Source organism: Geomicrobium sp. JCM 19037 (genome assembly GCF_000698105.1).
In the GTDB taxonomy this organism is placed as follows: Bacteria; Bacillota; Bacilli; order Bacillales; family Marinococcaceae; genus Geomicrobium_A.
In genome coordinates this window covers 25,362-44,190 of the sequence record NZ_BAWZ01000011.1, presented here as the reverse complement: position 1 = coordinate 44,190, position 18,829 = coordinate 25,362, and the positions used below count along the sequence as shown (strand labels likewise).

The 18,829-nt window shown below is 44.3% G+C and carries 13 protein-coding genes and 5 pseudogenes; 8 read left to right on the top strand and 10 right to left on the bottom strand.

Annotated features, from left to right (window positions below):
* Positions 1–8 precede the first annotated feature (8 nt).
* Positions 9–1,835, bottom strand: coding sequence for an assimilatory sulfite reductase (NADPH) flavoprotein subunit (locus JCM19037_RS08215; RefSeq protein ID WP_042399967.1), 1,827 nt, complete (start codon positions 1,833–1,835; stop codon positions 9–11).
* 262 nt (positions 1,836–2,097) lie between these two features.
* On the opposite strand from JCM19037_RS08215, the pseudogene JCM19037_RS08210 reads away from it, so the two are divergent.
* From JCM19037_RS08210 to JCM19037_RS08185, 7 genes and pseudogenes are all read left to right on the top strand, one after another.
* Positions 2,098–2,789, top strand: a pseudogene (locus JCM19037_RS08210) (phosphoadenylyl-sulfate reductase); the annotation flags it as partial.
* 27 nt (positions 2,790–2,816) lie between these two features.
* Positions 2,817–3,941 (top strand): annotated as a pseudogene (gene sat / locus JCM19037_RS28365) (sulfate adenylyltransferase).
* Positions 3,928–4,542: an adenylyl-sulfate kinase gene (cysC, locus tag JCM19037_RS08200; protein ID WP_042399817.1), complete on the top strand. Its 615-nt coding sequence runs from the start codon at positions 3,928–3,930 to the stop codon at positions 4,540–4,542. The pseudogene sat and the gene cysC overlap by 14 nt, the downstream one beginning before the upstream one ends.
* On the top strand, positions 4,535–5,938 hold the full coding sequence (gene cobA, locus JCM19037_RS08195) for a uroporphyrinogen-III C-methyltransferase (RefSeq protein WP_042399815.1): 1,404 nt from the start codon (positions 4,535–4,537) through the stop codon (positions 5,936–5,938). Before cysC ends, cobA begins: the two co-directional genes overlap by 8 nt.
* The gene (locus tag JCM19037_RS08190) at positions 5,877–6,776 is read left to right on the top strand and encodes a sirohydrochlorin chelatase (protein ID WP_238544615.1); all 900 of its coding nucleotides are present in this window, start codon (positions 5,877–5,879) and stop codon (positions 6,774–6,776) included. The genes cobA and JCM19037_RS08190 overlap by 62 nt, the downstream gene beginning before the upstream one ends.
* Positions 6,673–6,984, top strand: a complete 312-nt coding sequence (locus JCM19037_RS29970) for an NAD(P)-dependent oxidoreductase (protein WP_193744703.1) — start codon at positions 6,673–6,675, stop codon at positions 6,982–6,984. Before JCM19037_RS08190 ends, JCM19037_RS29970 begins: the two co-directional genes overlap by 104 nt.
* Positions 6,985–7,030: 46 nt before the next feature.
* Entirely contained in the window at positions 7,031–7,246 is a 216-nt protein-coding gene (locus tag JCM19037_RS08185) for a hypothetical protein (protein ID WP_042399813.1), read from the top strand.
* A 1,173-nt stretch (positions 7,247–8,419) separates the two neighbouring features.
* On the opposite strand, the gene JCM19037_RS08180 is transcribed toward JCM19037_RS08185, so the two are convergent.
* The gene (locus JCM19037_RS08180) at positions 8,420–9,934 is read right to left on the bottom strand and encodes a succinate CoA transferase (RefSeq protein WP_042399810.1); all 1,515 of its coding nucleotides are present in this window, start codon (positions 9,932–9,934) and stop codon (positions 8,420–8,422) included.
* 37 nt (positions 9,935–9,971) lie between these two features.
* On the bottom strand, positions 9,972–10,361 hold the full coding sequence (locus tag JCM19037_RS08175; protein ID WP_042399806.1) for a hypothetical protein: 390 nt from the start codon (positions 10,359–10,361) through the stop codon (positions 9,972–9,974).
* Between the two features lie 113 nt (positions 10,362–10,474).
* Between JCM19037_RS08175 and JCM19037_RS08170 the strand changes: the two genes are divergently transcribed.
* Positions 10,475–11,329, top strand: a complete 855-nt coding sequence (locus JCM19037_RS08170) for a LysR family transcriptional regulator (protein WP_042399804.1) — start codon at positions 10,475–10,477, stop codon at positions 11,327–11,329.
* Positions 11,330–11,369: 40 nt separating this feature from the next.
* On the opposite strand, the gene JCM19037_RS08165 is transcribed toward JCM19037_RS08170, so the two are convergent.
* The 7 genes and pseudogenes from JCM19037_RS08165 to JCM19037_RS27025 all read right to left on the bottom strand — a co-directional run bounded on the left by JCM19037_RS08165 (position 11,370) and on the right by JCM19037_RS27025 (position 18,820).
* Positions 11,370–12,218: an alpha/beta fold hydrolase gene (locus tag JCM19037_RS08165; protein WP_042399801.1), complete on the bottom strand. Its 849-nt coding sequence runs from the start codon at positions 12,216–12,218 to the stop codon at positions 11,370–11,372.
* A gap of 3 nt (positions 12,219–12,221) precedes the next feature.
* Positions 12,222–13,276: pseudogene (locus JCM19037_RS08160) on the bottom strand (tartrate dehydrogenase).
* 166 nt (positions 13,277–13,442) lie between these two features.
* Positions 13,443–14,345, bottom strand: a complete 903-nt coding sequence (htpX, locus tag JCM19037_RS08155; RefSeq protein ID WP_042399798.1) for a protease HtpX — start codon at positions 14,343–14,345, stop codon at positions 13,443–13,445.
* A 69-nt stretch (positions 14,346–14,414) separates the two neighbouring features.
* Positions 14,415–15,967: pseudogene (locus JCM19037_RS08150) on the bottom strand (BCCT family transporter).
* A 680-nt stretch (positions 15,968–16,647) separates the two neighbouring features.
* On the bottom strand, positions 16,648–17,109 hold the full coding sequence (locus JCM19037_RS08145) for a hypothetical protein (RefSeq protein WP_042399795.1): 462 nt from the start codon (positions 17,107–17,109) through the stop codon (positions 16,648–16,650).
* Between the two features lie 162 nt (positions 17,110–17,271).
* Positions 17,272–17,775: a M4 family metallopeptidase gene (locus JCM19037_RS27030; RefSeq protein ID WP_052363700.1), complete on the bottom strand. Its 504-nt coding sequence runs from the start codon at positions 17,773–17,775 to the stop codon at positions 17,272–17,274.
* Between the two features lie 53 nt (positions 17,776–17,828).
* Positions 17,829–18,820, bottom strand: a pseudogene (locus JCM19037_RS27025) (M4 family metallopeptidase).
* Positions 18,821–18,829: the final 9 nt, after the last annotated feature.

Sequence of the window (18,829 nt, the reverse complement as noted above, 5' to 3'; positions counted from 1 at the left end):
TCACCTCGTTAATAGACATCTCTTTGGTACCTTTTCTCTTGTTGCATTTGCTTCACATAACTTTCTGCTTCAGCTCGTTCAAATCGACCTTGTTCAGAAATAATATCGATGAGCGCAGTATGCACATCTTGAGCCATTTGTTTTTCGTCTCCACAAACGTAAATAACCGCACCTTCTTCAATCCATGCGTACATTTCTTTTGCTTTTTCTCTCATTCGGTGCTGAACATAAATCTTTTCACTCGTATCTCTTGAAAAAGCGACATCCATTTTCGTGAGCACGCCGTCACCGAGCCACCGTTGCCAATCTAACTGATACAAAAAGTCATCAACAAAATGTTGATCCCCAAAAAACAACCAAGACTTCCCTTTTGCATCTCGCTCTTCTCTTTCTTCTAAAAAACTGCGGTACGGGGCAACCCCTGTGCCTGGGCCGACCATGATGATCGGGGTTTCAGGGTCTTCTGGTAACCGAAAGTTATCATTTTTCTGAACGAAAATCGGTAAGCTCCCACCTGCTCCTGTTCGTTCGGCACATTGCACCGAACATACACCAGCACGGCTACGATCATGGGCATCATAGCGAACAGCTGATACCGTAAGATGGACTTCATCTTCATTCGCCAACTGACTATTCGCAATCGAATACAGACGCGGAGGAATCTTTCGGAGCGCACCGACAAACTCAGGAGCCGAAACTGTAAAAGGCCCGTAATCTTGAACAAAGTCAACAAGGTCTCTGCCTTCTAAATACGCCTGTAACACATCGTTTTGTTCGGCTTCTAACAATTGAGGTAGTGCGTCACTTTCCGTCCAGGCCACCGTTTTCTGTAATAAAGGTTTCGTTAAAACCGTAATTTCAAAGTGCCTAATTAACGCCTCACGTAAAGGCAGCGTATCCCCTTTTTTGTTAATTTCCACTTCTTGGTTCGCTTCCCACGCCATTATCGTCATAAAGTGATCGACGAGCGTTTCATCATTTTCTGGAAATATGCCAATGCTATCCCCTGGAGAAAAGGTAAACCCAGAACCGTCTATGGAGAGTTCAAGGTGACGCGTTTCTTTGTTCGAGCCACGCCCGTTAAGATTAATATTTTCCAATACTTCCGCCTGGAAAGGTTTACTTCTTGAATAGGTGGATGATTGCTCCGTTACGGCAATCGGCTCGACAGCAGATGTTGGGACTGCTGGGCTTTCCTCGAGCATTTTAATAGCTACTTGCTCAACCCAATCATTGGCATCTTCTTCAAAATCAACATCACAATCAACCCTCGCTACGACCCTTTCTGCACCTAGCTCTTCAAATTTTCGGTCCAGTTCCTTACCTGTTTGACAATAAAATTCATACGATTCATCTCCGAGAGATAATACGGAGAATTTCACATCTGTTAATTTCGGCATTTTGCGACCAAACACATATTCATAAAAGGAAATGGCATTATCAGGTGGCTCTCCTTCGCCGTGTGTGCTAATGACGACAAAGAGCCGCTCAACCGATTTGAGCTCTTTCGGCTTATAGTCAGACATCGACTGGATTGTAATCTCCATTCCGTTATTCGTTAACGCTCTTGCTAGTGTTTCTGCGACACTTTGCGAGTTCCCTGTTTGCGAACCGTACAAAACGGTAGCCGTTTGGACAGGCGTGTCTTGTCGTTCAGGGGCTAAAGCGTGCGGCTCATCAGTCACACCCGCTCTAGCGACTTCAGAATTCCCACCGGTCCCGCTCAAATATCCACTCAACCACAGTTTTTGTTCCACAGTTAGTCCCGGCAGAAGTTGGTTCAACCATTCAACTTGCTCGTCTGTAAAAGGACTATTTGTACTTTTCAGATGCAACATATTCCCCCCCCTTGCCTCATTCCACTCTTTTACGCATTCGGAAGATGGAATGTTCAGTCAATGCTAAAATTTATATCTCATCTTATGGTAATTATTCCTAGTTGTCAAATAGGAATAATTGATCAAAACCGGCATATGTATCATATACTTTGTTAAAATCCCTTTTTTTAATTTATTTTGACAAAGAAAGAATCAGAATGTAGAATCACTTTAAAACATATCAATTTAGTATGAATAATCTTCGAAAGGAGACAGAGAAATGACGCCAACGTATGAAACGTCTACACGTGAAGATTACGAAGTGTTGAATAAACAGCTTCATCAAAAGGACGCGTTGGATGTATTAAAGTGGGCAAACACAACGTACGGTCACCACCTTGTGTACGCTTGTAGCTTCGGAGCAGAGGCGATGGTACTACTCGACCTCCTTTCTAAAGTTCAGAAAAATGCTCACATCCTTTTTTTAGATACCGACTTTCATTTCGATGAAACGTATGCGCTCATCGAAGAAGTGAAAGAGCGTTACCCACAATTTCAAATCACACTCGCTAAACCGATGCTCACTCCCGATGAGCAAGCGAGAACTCACGGGGAGCGCTTGTGGGAAACGAACCCTGATCTTTGTTGTCAGATTCGTAAGCTTGATGTGTTAGAACGAGAGCTTACACCTTATCATGCTTGGCTTTCAGGGTTACGGCGAGAGCAATCTCCAACAAGAGCGAAGACGGAGTTCGTAAACGCTGATCATAAATTTCAGAAAATCAAGATTTGTCCGTTGATTCATTGGACTGAAGAAGAAATATGGATGTATATCGAGCTGCACCAACTGCCGTACAATCGCCTACATGACCAACATTATCCGAGTATCGGCTGCACACATTGCACCCGCCAGTACTACCAGGGGAGGATGAAAGAGCAGGCCGATGGGCTGGAACGACGAAAACAGAATGTGCTTACACGCCGAAGGAGAAACGAACGTTGACACTCGTAAACCGCTATCAACCTGAAAAAGAAACGAACCATATTAGAGTATCCATTGAGCTGGATGGTTTTGCTCTTTCTGATTTGGAACTGATCGGAATTGGAGGGTACAGCCCACTCACTGGTTTTTAGATGAGAAAGATTATGAACACGTTGTTGAACATATGCACTTATCATCTGGTGACGCATGGAGCTTACCGATCACCTTGCCCGTTCTTGACGCATCCTCTTTTGATATCGGTGATGAAGTTCGTCTCGATTTTGAAGGTGAAACGTATGGGACAATCACGATTTCTTCGATCTATGAGCCGAACAAGATTCGTGAAGCCGAACTCGTGTATCGAACCTCAGATGAACAGCACCCCGGTGTTGCCAAGTTGTTCTCTCGAGCACCGATTTATGTAGGCGGTGATGTTGTGTTGACGAAAAAAATTGACCGACCAGAATTCGCTTCCTACTATCTCACCCCTGCACAAACCCGAAAAGTGTTTAAAGACAATGGCTGGAACACGGTCGTCGGCTTTCAGACGAGAAACCCTGTCCACCGCGCCCACGAATACATTCAAAAAGCCGCGTTAGAAACAATCGATGGCTTGTTTTTGAACCCACTTGTTGGAGAAACAAAAGCCGGAGACATCCCCGCTGAAGTAAGGATGGAAAGTTACGAAGTGCTTCTCCAACGTTATTATCCAAAAGATCGCGTGCACTTGTCTGTGTTTCCTGCTGCCATGCGTTATGCCGGGCCGAGGGAAGCCATTTTCCATGCACTCGTTCGTCGGAATTACGGCTGTACACATTTTATTGTCGGCCGCGATCACGCTGGGTTGGTGACTATTACGGTACGTATGAAGCGCAAGAGATTTTTAAAGAATTTTCACCAGATGAACTAGGCATCATGCCATTATTTTTTGAGCATAGCTTTTATTGCCGCGCATGCGACAGTATGGCATCGCACAAAACATGCCTCATGATCAGAAAGAACACGTCATTCTGTCGGGAACGAAAGTGCGTGAGATGTTGAAAAATGAAATCCTTCCTCCAAAGGAATTTAGTCGTCAAGAAGTCATTGAAGTGCTGATCCGTGGAGAAAAGAAAAAAGAGGTGGCTCATGACACAACCTAATCTTACTTGGCACAACACGACGATCACAAAAAAAGATCGCCAAAAAAAACTAGGATTTCATAGTTGCGTGCTCTGGTTTACTGGCTTGTCTGGATCAGGAAAATCCACCCTCGCAAACGCTGTTGATGTCGCTTTACATGAACGTGGACTAACGAGCTATGTGTTAGATGGCGATAACGTACGACATGGTTTAAATCAAGACTTAGGTTTTTCAGATACCGATCGTGTGGAAAACATTCGCAGAATTGGAGAGGTGTCGAAACTATTTGTTGATGCTGGGGTGATCGTTTCTACCGCATTCATCTCTCCATTTACAGCAGACCGAGACCTCGTACGGGAGTTATTTTCAGAAGATGAATTTATTGAAGTGTATGTGAACTGCCCGTTAGAAACGTGTGAGAAGCGGGATGTCAAAGGATTATATGCACGCGCGAGAGCAGGCAGCATCCCGCATTTCACAGGGATTAGCTCACCATATGAAGCACCCGTTGACCCTGAAGTCACCATTGAAACTGCTGACAAAAGCATTGCTGAAAGCGCAAAGGAAATTGTCGATTTCCTAATAGAACGCGGTCGGATACCGAGGGAAACTAATGAATAGCGGACATGTATATTTCGTAGGTGCTGGCCCTGGTGACCATGGTTTACTGACAGACAAAGGAGTCCGCTGTTTGAGGCGAGCGGACGTGGTGCTATATGATCGACTTGTCAATCCGAAACTGTTACTACATGCCCCTCCCGAAGCCGAGTATATTTATGTCGGGAAATTCCCAAAACATCATACATTGAGGCAAGAACTGATTCAAGAAGAGCTCGTTCGTCACGCCCTTCTACACCGGACCGTCGTCCGTTTAAAAGGCGGAGACCCTGGAATTTTCGGAAGAGTCGGCGAAGAGACCGCAGCCCTAGATGAGCAAAACATCCCTTTTGATATCGTTCCAGGCGTGACTTCCGGAATCGCCGCTCCACTTTATGCAGGAGTTCCGGTTACACACCGCGACTACGGCGCTAGTTTTGCTGTTGCGGCGGGACATCGTAAGAAAGACTCCGCCGATGAGTTGGATTGGAAGGCACTCGCGGGTATTGAAACGCTCGCTTTTTACATGGGGATCAATAACCTTGAGCAGATTACTGAACAATTGCTCCGCCACGGCAGAGACCCTAATGAACCAGCACTCATCATTGAATGGGGCACGACCTCAAAACAACGCTCTGTTCGTGCAAGCTTAGGAACGCTCGCTAAACGCGCGAAGGAAATGGCCGTTATTAACCCTGCCATAACGCTCGTCGGAAATGTGAATCACCTGCATAACGACACGAGTTGGTGGGAAAAGAAGCCTCGCTTCGGGTCATCTGTCGTGGTTGCCTATGACGAAGATGTTAGCACCCATTTAGAAGATGTGTTAGAACATGAAGGTGCAGAAGTACTCGTTTATCCGAAAACAAGTACGCATCCTTTACCCTCACCAGACGTTGATTGGTCGCACATTCCATCTGTGCAGTTTGATGATGCGACAGCCGTCACCCATTGGTTCCATTGGTTAAAAGAGCAATCCGTTGATATTCGCTCCGTCTATTCACGACTTATTGCTACAACTGAACGAGCGCGCGTTCAACTTGAACAGTACGGGTTATCTTCAAAGATGGCTGGAGGCGGCTCGAGTGCAGTACGATTGGCGAGTGAACCGTTGACGAAACATACAGCTAGCTCGCGTCACACGTATCATCCAGCGAGCCATTCGTGTTTACACAATCGATTCAAAGACGAAGAACGAACTGTTGTTTATTTTCCAACCGAACAATCGGTGGCATTTTTTATCGATGGTTTGGAAAAAGGGGGCCTGACCGATTGGATCGCAAATGTGGATGCGGTTTGTTTTGATGAAGAAACAAAACGAAAAGCAAGTGTGTGGTTTTATATAAAGGAGGAAGACGATGCAAGCGATTCTTTACATCGGGCATGGCAGTCGAGTGAAAACCGGCGTTCAACAATTTGAACGCTTCATTGAAGAAGTGATGCGGCAAATGCCGGGCGACAACTTGTTCCAAACGTACGGTTTTATTGAGTTGTCAGCACCTACGATTACTAGCGCCATTGAATCGTGTATTGAAAATGGCGCCCGAAACATTGCAATCGTTCCCGTATTACTTTTAACAGCTGGTCATGCCCGCACCGATATTCCAGAAGAAGTGAAAGCAGTCAAACGTCGCTTTCCTCACATCACATTTACGTACGGTGAAACGATTGGCGTATGCGAAGAAGCGGTAGACCTAGCGGTTAAACGTCTCATAGATGCAGGGTTACCTAAAATGACAAAAGACACCGAACGAATTCATGACGTATTAGTCGTCGGGCGGGGCTCAAGTGACGGCTACCAGCCGAGTGATGTGGCGAAAATCGCCCGCTTGATTTATGAGCGAACCGCGTGTGAAAACATTGAGATTTGCTTTTTAGCCGCAACCACTCCTACTTTGGAACAAGGAATAGAGAAAATGGAGAAACTACGGTCAGAGAAAACGTACGTTCTTCCGTACTTATTGTTTACCGGGGTGCTCATGAACGAACTAGACGATTTTTTGCAGACGAGAACAGGTCCAACATCGTATGTTCGCTGTGACTTTTTAGGCAAAGACGCCGCGCTCGCTCCAGTTATTGTTGCAAGGGCGAAACAAGCATTGGAAGGCAAATACTCCAATGAGCAAGTTACCCATCGTCTTGCACCCCACTTCAATGAATGCCGTCGTCGTTGGCGCAGGGAATGTCGGGTCGCGAAGAATTCGCCATCTGCTCGACAGCGGCATTCAGATCACCGTCATCTCCCCTTCTTTACCTGAATGTTTTCATGGTTTCGTTTGTTGGGAACCCCGATACTTGACGAAACATGAATGCTTAACCGCTAATCTCATTGTCCTTTGCACCGACAATTATGAGTTGCATGATGCCATATCGAAAAATCGCGCACCTGGTCAACTCATATACCGAGCTGATGACGTAAAGAAAAGCGATTTTCATTTTCCTGCCGTTATCCACCGAGCAACCTGATCGTAACAACGTCAACAGATGGTGCCAGCCTTATTATTCACAGCAGTTGCGCCAACAAATTGAACAGCTGCTTCCAGATAGTATAGAGCAAGACCTCGCGTTTTTAGAAGAAGCAAGAACACAAATAAAAACGCATATTAACAAAAACAAGCGTCAGGAGCTTCTCAAATATATTTCAACCGACTACTTCTTGCGTCAAAGAGATCGTGAAGAACAATTACAAACGTTCCTTCACGGTGAGCAGTCGATTAAAAACCACTAAGGAAGTGTTGTCTAGTAAGGGCCCCTTTGCCTCGCATATGCGCACGCAATCCGTTTGGCCTTGTGCTAATCACCGCATATATCACGCTTACACCGTAAGAAAACCGTTCCATAAGCTAGACATATGAAATTCCACCCTCTTTCTGTCAGAAAGGACAGCGAGACGTTGGCAAGAGTCAAGCCGACGTTCATTCGGTTTATCTTCGGCACCGAAGGTGCCGATGGTTGTTATCTCTTAAGGTTGATGTGAAAAAACAAGGTTGGATGTTCGTTATAGAGACGAACGTTCATTTTTGAGCAAGTATCAGATGAGCTACGGTGTGCTACAGAGATCTAGACCATTTCGGGGGTGATCTAGATCTCCGATCTCCTAATCATTCCCAAAAACAAGCGACCATCAGCACCACCGGTGCTGAAAACTATGAAATATAATCTAGATCATCATGAAAATGATCTATATAAGTTGAACGAAAGAACTTCTTCAAGAAGCAATGGTAAGATTGGTAAGTGCAAACTGTGCTCAAGTACCCACAAGACGTCGGCGCGAGCCGCGCCGAACCGAGTCCGATTTGGCTTCGGCCCCGCTGGCGCCGACGTGTCGTTGGCACTTCATCCTGGAATTTACGCGCAAGTTGGAACAAACTGCGCGCAAGTTTAGCGAAATCAGCGCTAAAATCAGTGAATAGCGCAAACTCGCGCGCAGATGGGGGAAACTCGCGCGCAAAATGACTCACCTAGCACCGCGCTTACCCTTCCAACCCCAACAGCGCAAATCAAGAAAACCTTAAGTCACTCTATATAGATCACCCAGCATTTAGAAAAACCAGCCCTTTTACCGTGATCTAGACCGTTTCTGGGGTGATCTAGATCATCAATCTCCTATAAATATCCAAAATCATGCAACAATAGAGGTGTTTGTGAATAAACACTATCTCGACATCGGTGGAGAGTGGGTGCAAATGGTTCGCTCGATCTTGATGATAAAAATCGAGATGAAGTAGGCATAGCTAGCTGTTATTCCCCCCTGCTCTTTATATAAGCAGGAAAACATCTACCCTAATACGCCCTGTTATGGCATTGTCTGTAGTATATTTCATTAAATAACCGCCCCTGAGCGTTTGTCTCGGGGGCGGTTATTTGCTTTCACCACTCGGTCTCTTTCTGTTGTGGTGCGCTAGTTATATGAGAATTCTTGATTGCGCATCGTTCCATGCTCTTTGAAATGTTGATACCAAGAAAAGGCTTCTTGTAAAAGGTGCGGCGTTTGGCCACCACTCTCATCAATGGCTCGCTCAAAGTAATCGAGCAACTGGTCTCTGTAGATTGGGTCAGCACAGTTTCGAATGATCACAGGTGCACGTTCTCTAGGCGCGAGTCCTCGTAAATCTGCAAGCCCGTGCTCAGTAATGAGGATGTCAACATCGTGTTCTGTATGATCAACATGGGAAACGAATGGGACAATGCTGGAAATGTCGCCACCTTTTGCGATGGATTTTGTGACAAAGATGCTTAGGCGAGCGTTCCTTGCAAAGTCTCCAGAACCACCAATCCCATTCATCATCTTCGTGCCCAAGACGTGCGTGGAATTTACATTTCCGTATAAATCAGCTTCAATTGCGGTATTAATGGAAATAAGTCCTAAGCGACGAATAATTTCGGGGTGATTTGAGAATTCCTGTGCTCGTAATACGAGTCGATCTTTATAAGAATCCAATCGAGGAAATACATCATTCATTTTGTCTTGAGAAAGAGTAATTGAACATCCAGAGGCGGATTTCACTATCCCTTGATCGAGCAATTTAAATACCGAATCCTGTAACACTTCGGAGTACACTTCCAAGTCTCTAAACCGTGAGTCTTTTAATCCACTAAACACAGCATTTGCGACAGAACCGATGCCCGACTGTAGCGGTGCTAGCGTTTCAGGTAGACGGCCTTCATCGTTCTCTTTTTCTAAAAAGGAAATAAGATGCCTGGCAATTTGTTCGGTTTCGTCGTCTGGAGGTGTAACAGTTGAAGGGGAGTCAAGTTGGTGAGTGAAAACGATGCCCCGAATTTTATCAGGGTGAACACGAATGCCTTTTGCTCCGATGCGGTCGTCAGGAGCAGTTAACGGAATTGGGTCTCGATTGCCCTGTTCATCCAACTGATAAACGTCATGCATACCTTCTAATGATGTTGGTTGAGCCGTATTAATCTCCACAATAATCTCGTTTGCGTGCTCAGCAAATGACGCTGAGTTTCCAACAGATGTCGTTGGAATAATTTCTCCGTCCTCGGTAATGGCTACCGCCTCAATGATCGCAAAATCAATCGGGGGCAACGCTTGTTGGCGAAGAGCTTCTGATGTGTGGGAAAGATGTTGGTCAATGAAGTAAATGTCTCCTTCATTAATTCTCTTTCGCATCGTTGTATCCACCTGGAACGGGAGACGCTTGTTTACAAGATCGGCTTCTGCCATCGTTTTATCTAAGTCAGCCCCAAGAGACGCCCCTGTAAAAACATTGACTTTCATCGGGTCGTTCTTTGCTTTTTTCGCTAGAGCTTTTGGTACGACTTTGGCGTCACCGGCACGAGTAAACCCACTTAACCCTAATGTCATGCCATCAGAAATCCAACTGGCGGCTGTTTGTTCACTTACTACTCGGTTGGTTAGTTCTGGGAGGCGTACGACGTCTGAAATGTTCATAGTTATGGCCTCATTTCATGCGATATTCTCGCTGCTTTTAAACGAAGTGAAGTTTGTGCATGGAATCAATCGTGAGACGCAATTCTTTCAAGGTGTCCACTGTACTTTGGTCCGATTCATTGTGCACCATCATGTTTTCGTCTACTTCCAATTGTTCGAGCAATTCATCAATGCTGGAGCTATTCGTGTTCACTTCAATAAACGTCTTTAGCACGTTCAGCTTCTCTTCCGTTGAATCAATCTTTTTCATGTCGTCCTTTAGCGAAGCCCATCCGTTTAGCAATGTTTCTGTATCCTCGCTAATGACTTGGTACGTGAGCGGCTTCATCGGCTCTTTATTTTCATACCTTCTAAAGTTTTCTTGAATAAAACGATAAAAGTTTTTGTTCTTTTCATTTGTCATGCCTAATTCATCGATTAACCACATGAGCATTTCTCCTTTAGTTGATTGGCTTTAATTATATTATATGAGATAATATCAATCATTAAAAATAATTAAGAATGAGCGCAATCGATCATTATAAATGATAGGAGTATACAATGGAACTGAAAGACTTGCACATCTTCGTTACGTTAGCAAAAGAACAGAATACAACGAAAACTGCCGAAGTACTGAACTATGTACAGTCCAACATCACAGCGCGAATTAAAAAGCTAGAAAAAGAGTTTCAAACCGATCTGTTTTTTCGTCAACCCCGAGGGATGACCTTAACCCCGAAAGGACGTCAACTTCTTCAGTATGCTGAGCAGATTCTCGCACTTGTTGACGAAACAACGCTTGCGCTTATCGATGATGAAATGCCTCATGGGACGTTGCGGATCGGAACGAATGAAACGACAGCTTCCAGCCGCCTGCCGAATTTACTCGTTGACTATAGTAAAAACTACCCCGATGTCGAACTGTCTTTACGCGTCGGTACGACGAAAGTTCTCCTCGATGATATTTTTAATTATCAGCTTGACGGGGCGTTTATGGTTGGACCTGTTGAACATCCTGAGCTTGTCACGACGGAGATCTTCACGGAAGAGTTGGTGCTCTACTCAAGCAGTCCCATCACACCGGGCGATGTTCAACATAAAACATTGCTCACAAGACCGTATGATCTTTATCGTGAACGTCTAGAAACGTGGATGACAGAAGAAGAGATTTACCCGCGACGAATTATGGAATTTAATACGATTGAATCCATCTTGAATTGCGTGAATGCTGGTCTAGGGTTCTCCATTGCACCGATTTCCCTCGTCGACTCTCATCGATTTGATCGACCTGTTTCCTTTTATGATATTCCTGAGCCACATTCTCACATTCAAATCATATTCGTACACCGCAAAGACATGCACGTCGATTCCGCGCTGAAGAAATTTATTTCCATGGCCGAACAGCTATCAGATTAAAAAAACCGATCCAGACTTGTATCTGGGTCGGCTTATCATGTCATGATTCATCGAATTGAAGAATGTACTCCGCAACTTCTCTTGGTTTTTCTTCAGGTACATAATGTCCACAATCTTTAATTTCTACACCTTCGACACGAGCAACAGTTTGCTTCCATACGTCGATGACAGGTAATCCAGCGAGGTTTCCGTTCTCCCCCCATAATAACAATGTATCTTGGGGAAGTTTGTCTACGCCTTTTTTATAGAATGCTAGATCGGTTCGGTACGTCGCGCGATAGTCATTTAGTGCCGCTTTTACCGCACCTGGCTGTTGAAAGTCACGCAAGTACTCATCAAATGAACCATCCGCCTTTAACCGTTCATACAAGCCGTCTCCACGGTCCAATAAATAAGTAAGAAACGCTTCTTCCTTGCCTTCAACTAAGGTCTCTGGTAAATCTGGAATGACTTGAAATATCCAATGCCAATATTTCTTTGCTGCTTCTTCTGCAGACAATTGATACACATACTCTACAGGCAAAATATCAATGAGCACTAATTTCTTCACGAGTGTTGGCTTTTCGTAAGCGAGCCTTCTCGCGACCCTCGCTCCGCGGTCATGACCTACGACTAGTGCTTGATGAATGTCCAAATGATCGAGAACTTCCGCAACATCATTGGCCATAATTTCATTTGTGTACAGTTCTTCCTGAACCGGTTTGTCCGACTTTCCGTACCCTCTTAAATCAACCATAATCACACGGTAATGATTAGCCAAATACGGAGTGACATACCGCCACGTTAACGAGCTTTGCGGAAATCCATGCAACAATACACACACCGGCTTTTCAATCTGAGCGTCATCTGTAAAGTGAATGCGTATGCCTCCAACCGTTAGCTCTGCCATAGGTCACCTCTTTAATTGTTTTATAATTGCTTCGGTAACTTCTTCTGTCGTTGCCGTACCCCCTAGGTCAGGGGTGACAATTTGTTCACGAGTCACATGTTCAATAGCATTCAAAATCTTCGATGCAGACGCTTCTTCTCCAAGGTGGTCCAACATCATTTTCGCAGTCCAGATTTGTCCGATCGGGTTGGCAATTCCTTGTCCGACAATGTCCGGGCTGATCCGTGAACAGGTTCAAACATCGATGGATATTTTCCATTCACATTTAAGTTTGCGGCTGGAGCGACACCAATGCTTCCCATAATGCCAGCACCGATGTCGGTAAGAATGTCCCCAAAAAGGTTTGAAGCAACAATCACATCTAGTGTTTCAGGCTTTGTGACGAGAAAAGCAGCTAGAGCGTCAATGTGTTGCGAGTCCGTCGTTACCTTCGGGAAATCCATCTTCACATCGTTAAACACATCATCCCAAAACGGCATACTGTGAATAATGCCGTTTGACTTCGTTGCACTCGTTACGTGACTACCTCTCTTATTCGCTTGTTCAAAAGCAAATCGCATGGCACGCTCCGTACCTTTTCTCGTGAACACCGCATTTTGAATGGCGATCTCATCTTCGCCCCGACCTGTTCTTCCTCCACTCGAACTGTATTCTCCTTCACTATTTTCACGAACGACAACAAAATCAAATTCCTTAGGGTTCGCTAATGGAGACCGGACGCCAGGGAGCACTTTCGCAGGGCGCATATTAATCACTTGTTCGAACTCGCGTCGAATCTTTATTAATAAACCCCACAAAGATACATGATCCGGAACAAGGTTTTCGTTTCCAACAGCACCTAAAAAGATGCTATCAAAAGACGCCAACGTATCAAGTCCATCCTCCGGCATCATCACACCATGCTCCAAATAATACTCACAACTCCACGGAAATGACGTGAATTCAAATTGAAACCCGCCATGAACTTCCGCCATGGCGTGAAGCACTCGTTCTGCGGCTGGGACAACCTCTTTCCCTACACCATCACCTGGTATGCTTGCAATTTTCCAACTTTTCATAAATGTGCCCTCCACAAATACCTGTCGTCTGTCGACAGGTAATATCTTGTCTTTATTATACACGATATCCTCTGCAGTAACAGTGCCAAGTTTCATCTAAATTTTTTCTTCCTTAGACCATTAAAAAAGCTAGAACCGTGTTTTACGGTCTAGCTCAAATAAATAACTATTTCTGCTCTAGTCTTGCAATTCGGTCGCTAAGTGCAGGGTGCGTTGAGAACAAACGCATCATGCCGCCATTGCCGTTAATCTTCATCGTTTGTACAGCGGAATCATCGCGGTGGTCTTGGACCGTAGCTCGTTCTGCATAACGTTGAAGTGATTGCAATGCGTGAATCATTTTGTCCTTGCCTGCAAGATCAGCTCCGCCATTGTCTGCATGATACTCTCGATAGCGGGAGAAAGCGTTCACGACAAGGCTTCCGAGGATTGAGAACAAGATTTGTAACACAAGGATCATGACAAAGTTAACGATCCATTGTAATTCTTGACGTACGAACTGAGCTGCAACAAACGCGACGACACGCGCTGCAAAAATAACAATCGCATTCACAATTCCTTGGAGAAGCGTCATCGTGACCATGTCTCCGTTTGAAACGTGAGCAATCTCGTGAGCGATGACGCCTTCAACCGCATCATCATCCATAGACTCTAAAAGACCTGTAGAAACCGCAACGAGAGAGCGCTTTTTCGATGGCCCTGTTGCAAAAGCATTCACTTCTTTAGAGTGATAGATTCCCACTTCCGGCATATGAGCAAGGCCGGCTGCACGTGACATGCGGTGGACTTTCTCCACTACACTACGCTCATATTGATTCAAGTTACCATTCGGGTCGAGCACACGCACTTTCATCATCTTCTTCGCAATCCAACGAGACATTGCCAAGGAAATAAAAGCACCACCAAAACCGAACATCAAACTAAATATAGCGAGTGGTAACAATTGCAACATGCCGTCACTCGAGTACAAATGAATATCAAAGACTCTTGATATAATGGACCAGACGATAAATATGGTCGTCATAACCAAGATGTTCGTCAGTATAAAAAGAAAGACTCTTTTCCCCATTTCCCCACCTCCGTATCTATTCTATTCCTATATGATAGCATGTTTTACGTTTGCAGAGGAGCATGGGTTTCACAAATCTGTGAAGTTTTCCTCATCGTGTTGGCGTTCATCTTTACGAGCCGCTTTCGCTTCTGCCAACATGCTCATTGTCACGCGAGGAGCCAACCATAATGTCGGGAGCATGAGCAAAAAGACGGGCACCGCTGTCACAACGATAAATGACTGCAATGCATCAATCGTCCCTTCACCGATATACAACAATACAGCGGCAACCGCACCGAAAATAATTGACCAAAACATCCGAACCGTTCTCGGAGGTGTTTGTTGACCACTAATAATCATACCGATTGAATATGATATTGTATCTGCTGTTGTGGCCACAAATACACACGTTACGAGGATAAACGCAATCGCAAACAATGTCGCAAGAGGCAGTTGTTGTACAATCGCAAAAATCGATGCGGGCAGACCGCCTTCAAAGAGAATGTCACTCACCGAACCAGGGGTGTTAATTTCATAAAATAATCCTGTTCCCCCAACAACTGTAAACCAGAAATTCGTCACGAGAGGAGCAATAAAAGCAACGGACAAAAACAGTTCTCGGACCGTTCTTCCGTCTGAAATTCGACTTATAAAAATTGCCATAATCGGCCCATAACCGATAAACCATCCCCAAAAGAAGATCGTCCAACCCGATAACCACTCTTCATCGCCTCGATAAAAACTCATCGGGAAAAAGTTCATTAAGTACGATCCATATGCGCTAATGAATTGATCGACAATGAACATCGCCGGACCGAGCAATAAGATGAGTACTGCTAGAAATACCGTAAATATAATATTAAAGCGGCTTAGCCACTGAATCCCTTTATGAATTCCCGTTGCCGCAGAAATCGTCGCAATACCAACGAGCACAAAAATCATGCTCACTTGCACAGCAAATGTATCTGGAAACCAAATATGGCATTTAACCCATATCCAGCTTGTAAACCAAGAAATCCAATCGGTCCAATCGTTCCTGCACAAGCCGCAAGTATGGAGACAATATCCGCTGTCGCTCCAATTACACTTTTATTCATCACCCGCTCACCAAGAAGCGGGTACAATAGGGTACGAGGTTTAAGGGGTTGTCCCTTGTCCTTTGCATACATGAGCACAACAACACCTAATGTCCCGATCATCGTCCACGCTAGAAATCCCCAATGTAAATAGCCTTGCGATAGTCCCGCATGTACTGCCGAAGCAGTTGCATCATCACCGAGGAACACTGGGGGAACGTCTAGATAATGGTACATCGGTTCAGCCGCTGCCCAAAACACACCCCCACCGGCAAGGAGCGTCGTCATGAGCATCGCCAGCCACTTAAACCGCGAAATATTCGGTCGAGGTAACTTTCCTAAGCGAACCGTCCCAAGTTCTGTAAAACTCATAATGAGCGTTATGATAAACGTCAGCACCATAAACACTTGCCAATAGGCTCCAAAATACTTGGAAGACCAGGCAAACGAAGCATCCACAAATTGCCCGACAGCTCCAGCGTCAATCATAGAAGCGATTAAAAATACGAGCAATAATCCTCCACTAATTCCAAAGACCGTCCAATCCATGTCTTTCTTATTCATTATGTAACCTCCTATGCGCATTTCACCATAGGGTTTACCAAAAACATGAAAACTAACAGGGATACATATTGTAAGCGTCTATATCAGTAATCAATTGTTATGTGGACCTTGTCTAGGTGACAATTGCTCTTTATACATTTTGCTATTAAAACTGCCGTGATCACACATATTTCTAGTAGTGGATGGCATGAATTATGTCGCTTCTCTTTATTCACGTGAAAAGCTTATGGATTTCACTCATTTATAAAAAGGCGTGAACTGCATGCTTCGTGGTTATCATAATGGACAATGACCGTCACTCTTTGACTCATTTATGTGGCAAGTTGCTCCTAAACCAGAGCACTTTACGTCACCAAATGTTTCATATACTTCTTATTGTGATTACTGGCAACGTTTGAGTGACAATCCTGATCAAGGATGATTAATTTCGCTCAACCAGCTGCCTCAAAAATTAATTTTTGTGACTACAGGAGTAGTTGTATAGCCAAGAAGAGTGGGGTGTTCTCGAATACGATTATCTGCATGTAATGAAAATTGAGCAAGAACACGGCAAACCAGATAATTCCAACGCTCAACATATACAAATTACTCTTCCTTTTGTTGTTCTTTCGATTATTAGAACTCTTTTAATTTGCACTTACACCATGAATTGAGCCTGAGTTGATGGATCTTAAAATTCATTATTCAAGTTCCCTAAAGTCAAGTTCCATGTTGTTAATAAAATCAATATCCTCCACATTTGCTAACTCATAATATCTGGTTGAAATGCTCGTAAGATCATTCTGCAAGTTAGGATCACTTATTTTCAGAGCATTACTAGTCAACGATAACGTAAATAATTCTTCAACTTGGGAATGGACTTCAACCCAATATTGAATATTGGATGCATCTATAGGCGTATTTGTGCTTATAATAGAAATTTCAAATAATTCATCACTAAACTGACGAATGCTAGATTCGTCAGTAATGTACGTGTACTTCATCTCACCCGACTCATCCTGTAAATATATGTAGGCAATTTCATTGAGTTCTCCCGCGTTAATCTCTTCACCAATTGTTGTTACAGAACTTTCTCTCAAAATTAAAACGGACAACAAAATAAGTACAATTGTTAAAGTGACGATCATTACACTCTTTCTCATATCATGATCCACCTCTTTATTCAGACATATTGCTTCATTCTTCCGTACCCGTAATCGTTATCAATTACACTATATATTTACAAATTATTTATTAATTGTAAGACATATATAAAAACCAGCTCGAGTCGGACTCGAGCTGGTTTTTATCACTTCTCAACTTAGTTATTCTTCGTAAATCCCAACACCGTCGAAGCCGTTTCTAGTTGATGTTGCTTCCTCGCTTCCTTCACCGTAAAGGTCGACTGCTGATTGCACAAATGCGAATCGGGTATCGTCGAAGTTTGAAATTGGTGTAAGGTAAACGGTGAGTGCTCGGTATACGATATTTCCTAATGCTTCACGTCCGATATCATCGCCGATGAGAAATGCTGCATGATTAATGATGGATGAGTTGACGTGCACACCTCCATTATCAACCTGAATGGGCATATCATAGAATTCATCCATGTGTGCAGGGAAGACTCCTGAACCATTCCCATACTCAACGTACGCATCGTTAACTGGGAATTTCCCTGGTTCTTCTAAGCTTCTAAGCGCTGTTCTACCCTCAGCAAGCCACGCTTCCCCGATAATATCATCGCCAATATCCCAGCTGGAGTCATCCACTAATACCCCGAAAATATCGGCGATGGATTCGTTGACTGCGCCAGACTCAAAACGATACATCAAGTTGGCGGTGTTCGTAATGACGCCATGTGTAATTTCATGAGCGGCAACATCTAGCCTGCTGATAATGGAATGAATTGCTGTCCATCTCCATTCCCATAGGCCATCTGTCTACCGTTCCAAAATGCGTTATTGAAGTTATCCCCGTAATTGGCCGTTGAAATGAGGGTGCTCCTTCATCGTCTAGAGAATTCCGACCGTGCTCTTCTAGATAATATTCATACACCCTCAAAGAGTTGTAATGTGCGTCCACCCCCGGTGCATCGTAACTTGAATTAAACCCTGCGGTATCGTTTGTAAATGGGTCTCCCGGCAGCCCGAAGCCACTAGAAGGAAATTGGTTCTTCATATCATATGTGTAAATGCCCTCAAAGTCCGGCCGCGTCCAATCATACAGCTTAAATGTACCTTGAGGAATGTCAGAAATCTTATACGCCATATTTAGTACTCGATAATCGCCGAGCACACCAAAACCGGACCCGTGCATAGGCCCAAAATCACTTCGGTCAATGTCTTCTGGAAGCTGTCGGATTTGCATGAGCGGATTTTCTTCTACAGGGGCAGGTGATATGTCTTCCACTTCTAAGCCTGCGTCTTCGGCGAGATGACCGATCGTATTGTAACGATCAACGATCTCTCCATTTTCTGCGTTCACAAACACATGCCAATCCCCTGGCTCCTCGCCCATGAAGTTTATGTTTACTTTATATACGGTAACAAGTTCATCCCCCATTGGATACATGATCAATTCTGCTGTAGGTTTATATTCAAGGTGGTCAGGAGCATCTACATGATGTTTTGCCTCATTGACCGCATCTTCTGTAGACAGATGAACAGCACTCGTTGATACGGCCGATTGCGCCTCATGGTAATTGCCATTTACACTACTCATTGTGCCATCGGCGTTGAAATGAACGAGTAATTGATGTCCTTCAACGGGAACACCATTTACGACTTGCTGGTAGCGAATATGCGTCATGCCGTGTTCGTCTTCGGTTTCTTCAATTAATTCTAATTCCTGATCAGGCTCTGCAATACCGAGCACATCTTGATT

Bases quoted from the DNA above. Each gene is read 5' to 3' on its own strand.
- JCM19037_RS08165 (WP_042399801.1), bottom strand. From the start codon at position 12,218: ATGGCAGAGCTAACGGTTGGAGGCATACGCATTCACTTTACAGATGAC.
- JCM19037_RS08190 (WP_238544615.1), top strand. From the start codon at position 5,877: ATGCAAGCGATTCTTTACATCGGGCATGGCAGTCGAGTGAAAACCGGC.
- JCM19037_RS27030 (WP_052363700.1), bottom strand. From the start codon at position 17,775: ATGTATCGTTTTGAGTCTGGCGCAGTCAACGAATCCATCGCCGATATT.
- JCM19037_RS08145 (WP_042399795.1), bottom strand. From the start codon at position 17,109: ATGAGAAAGAGTGTAATGATCGTCACTTTAACAATTGTACTTATTTTG.
- JCM19037_RS08180 (WP_042399810.1), bottom strand. From the start codon at position 9,934: ATGAACATTTCAGACGTCGTACGCCTCCCAGAACTAACCAACCGAGTA.
- JCM19037_RS08175 (WP_042399806.1), bottom strand. From the start codon at position 10,361: ATGTGGTTAATCGATGAATTAGGCATGACAAATGAAAAGAACAAAAAC.
- JCM19037_RS29970 (WP_193744703.1), top strand. From the start codon at position 6,673: ATGAATGCCGTCGTCGTTGGCGCAGGGAATGTCGGGTCGCGAAGAATT.
- JCM19037_RS08170 (WP_042399804.1), top strand. From the start codon at position 10,475: ATGGAACTGAAAGACTTGCACATCTTCGTTACGTTAGCAAAAGAACAG.
- htpX (WP_042399798.1), bottom strand. From the start codon at position 14,345: ATGGGGAAAAGAGTCTTTCTTTTTATACTGACGAACATCTTGGTTATG.
- cobA (WP_042399815.1), top strand. From the start codon at position 4,535: ATGAATAGCGGACATGTATATTTCGTAGGTGCTGGCCCTGGTGACCAT.
- cysC (WP_042399817.1), top strand. From the start codon at position 3,928: ATGACACAACCTAATCTTACTTGGCACAACACGACGATCACAAAAAAA.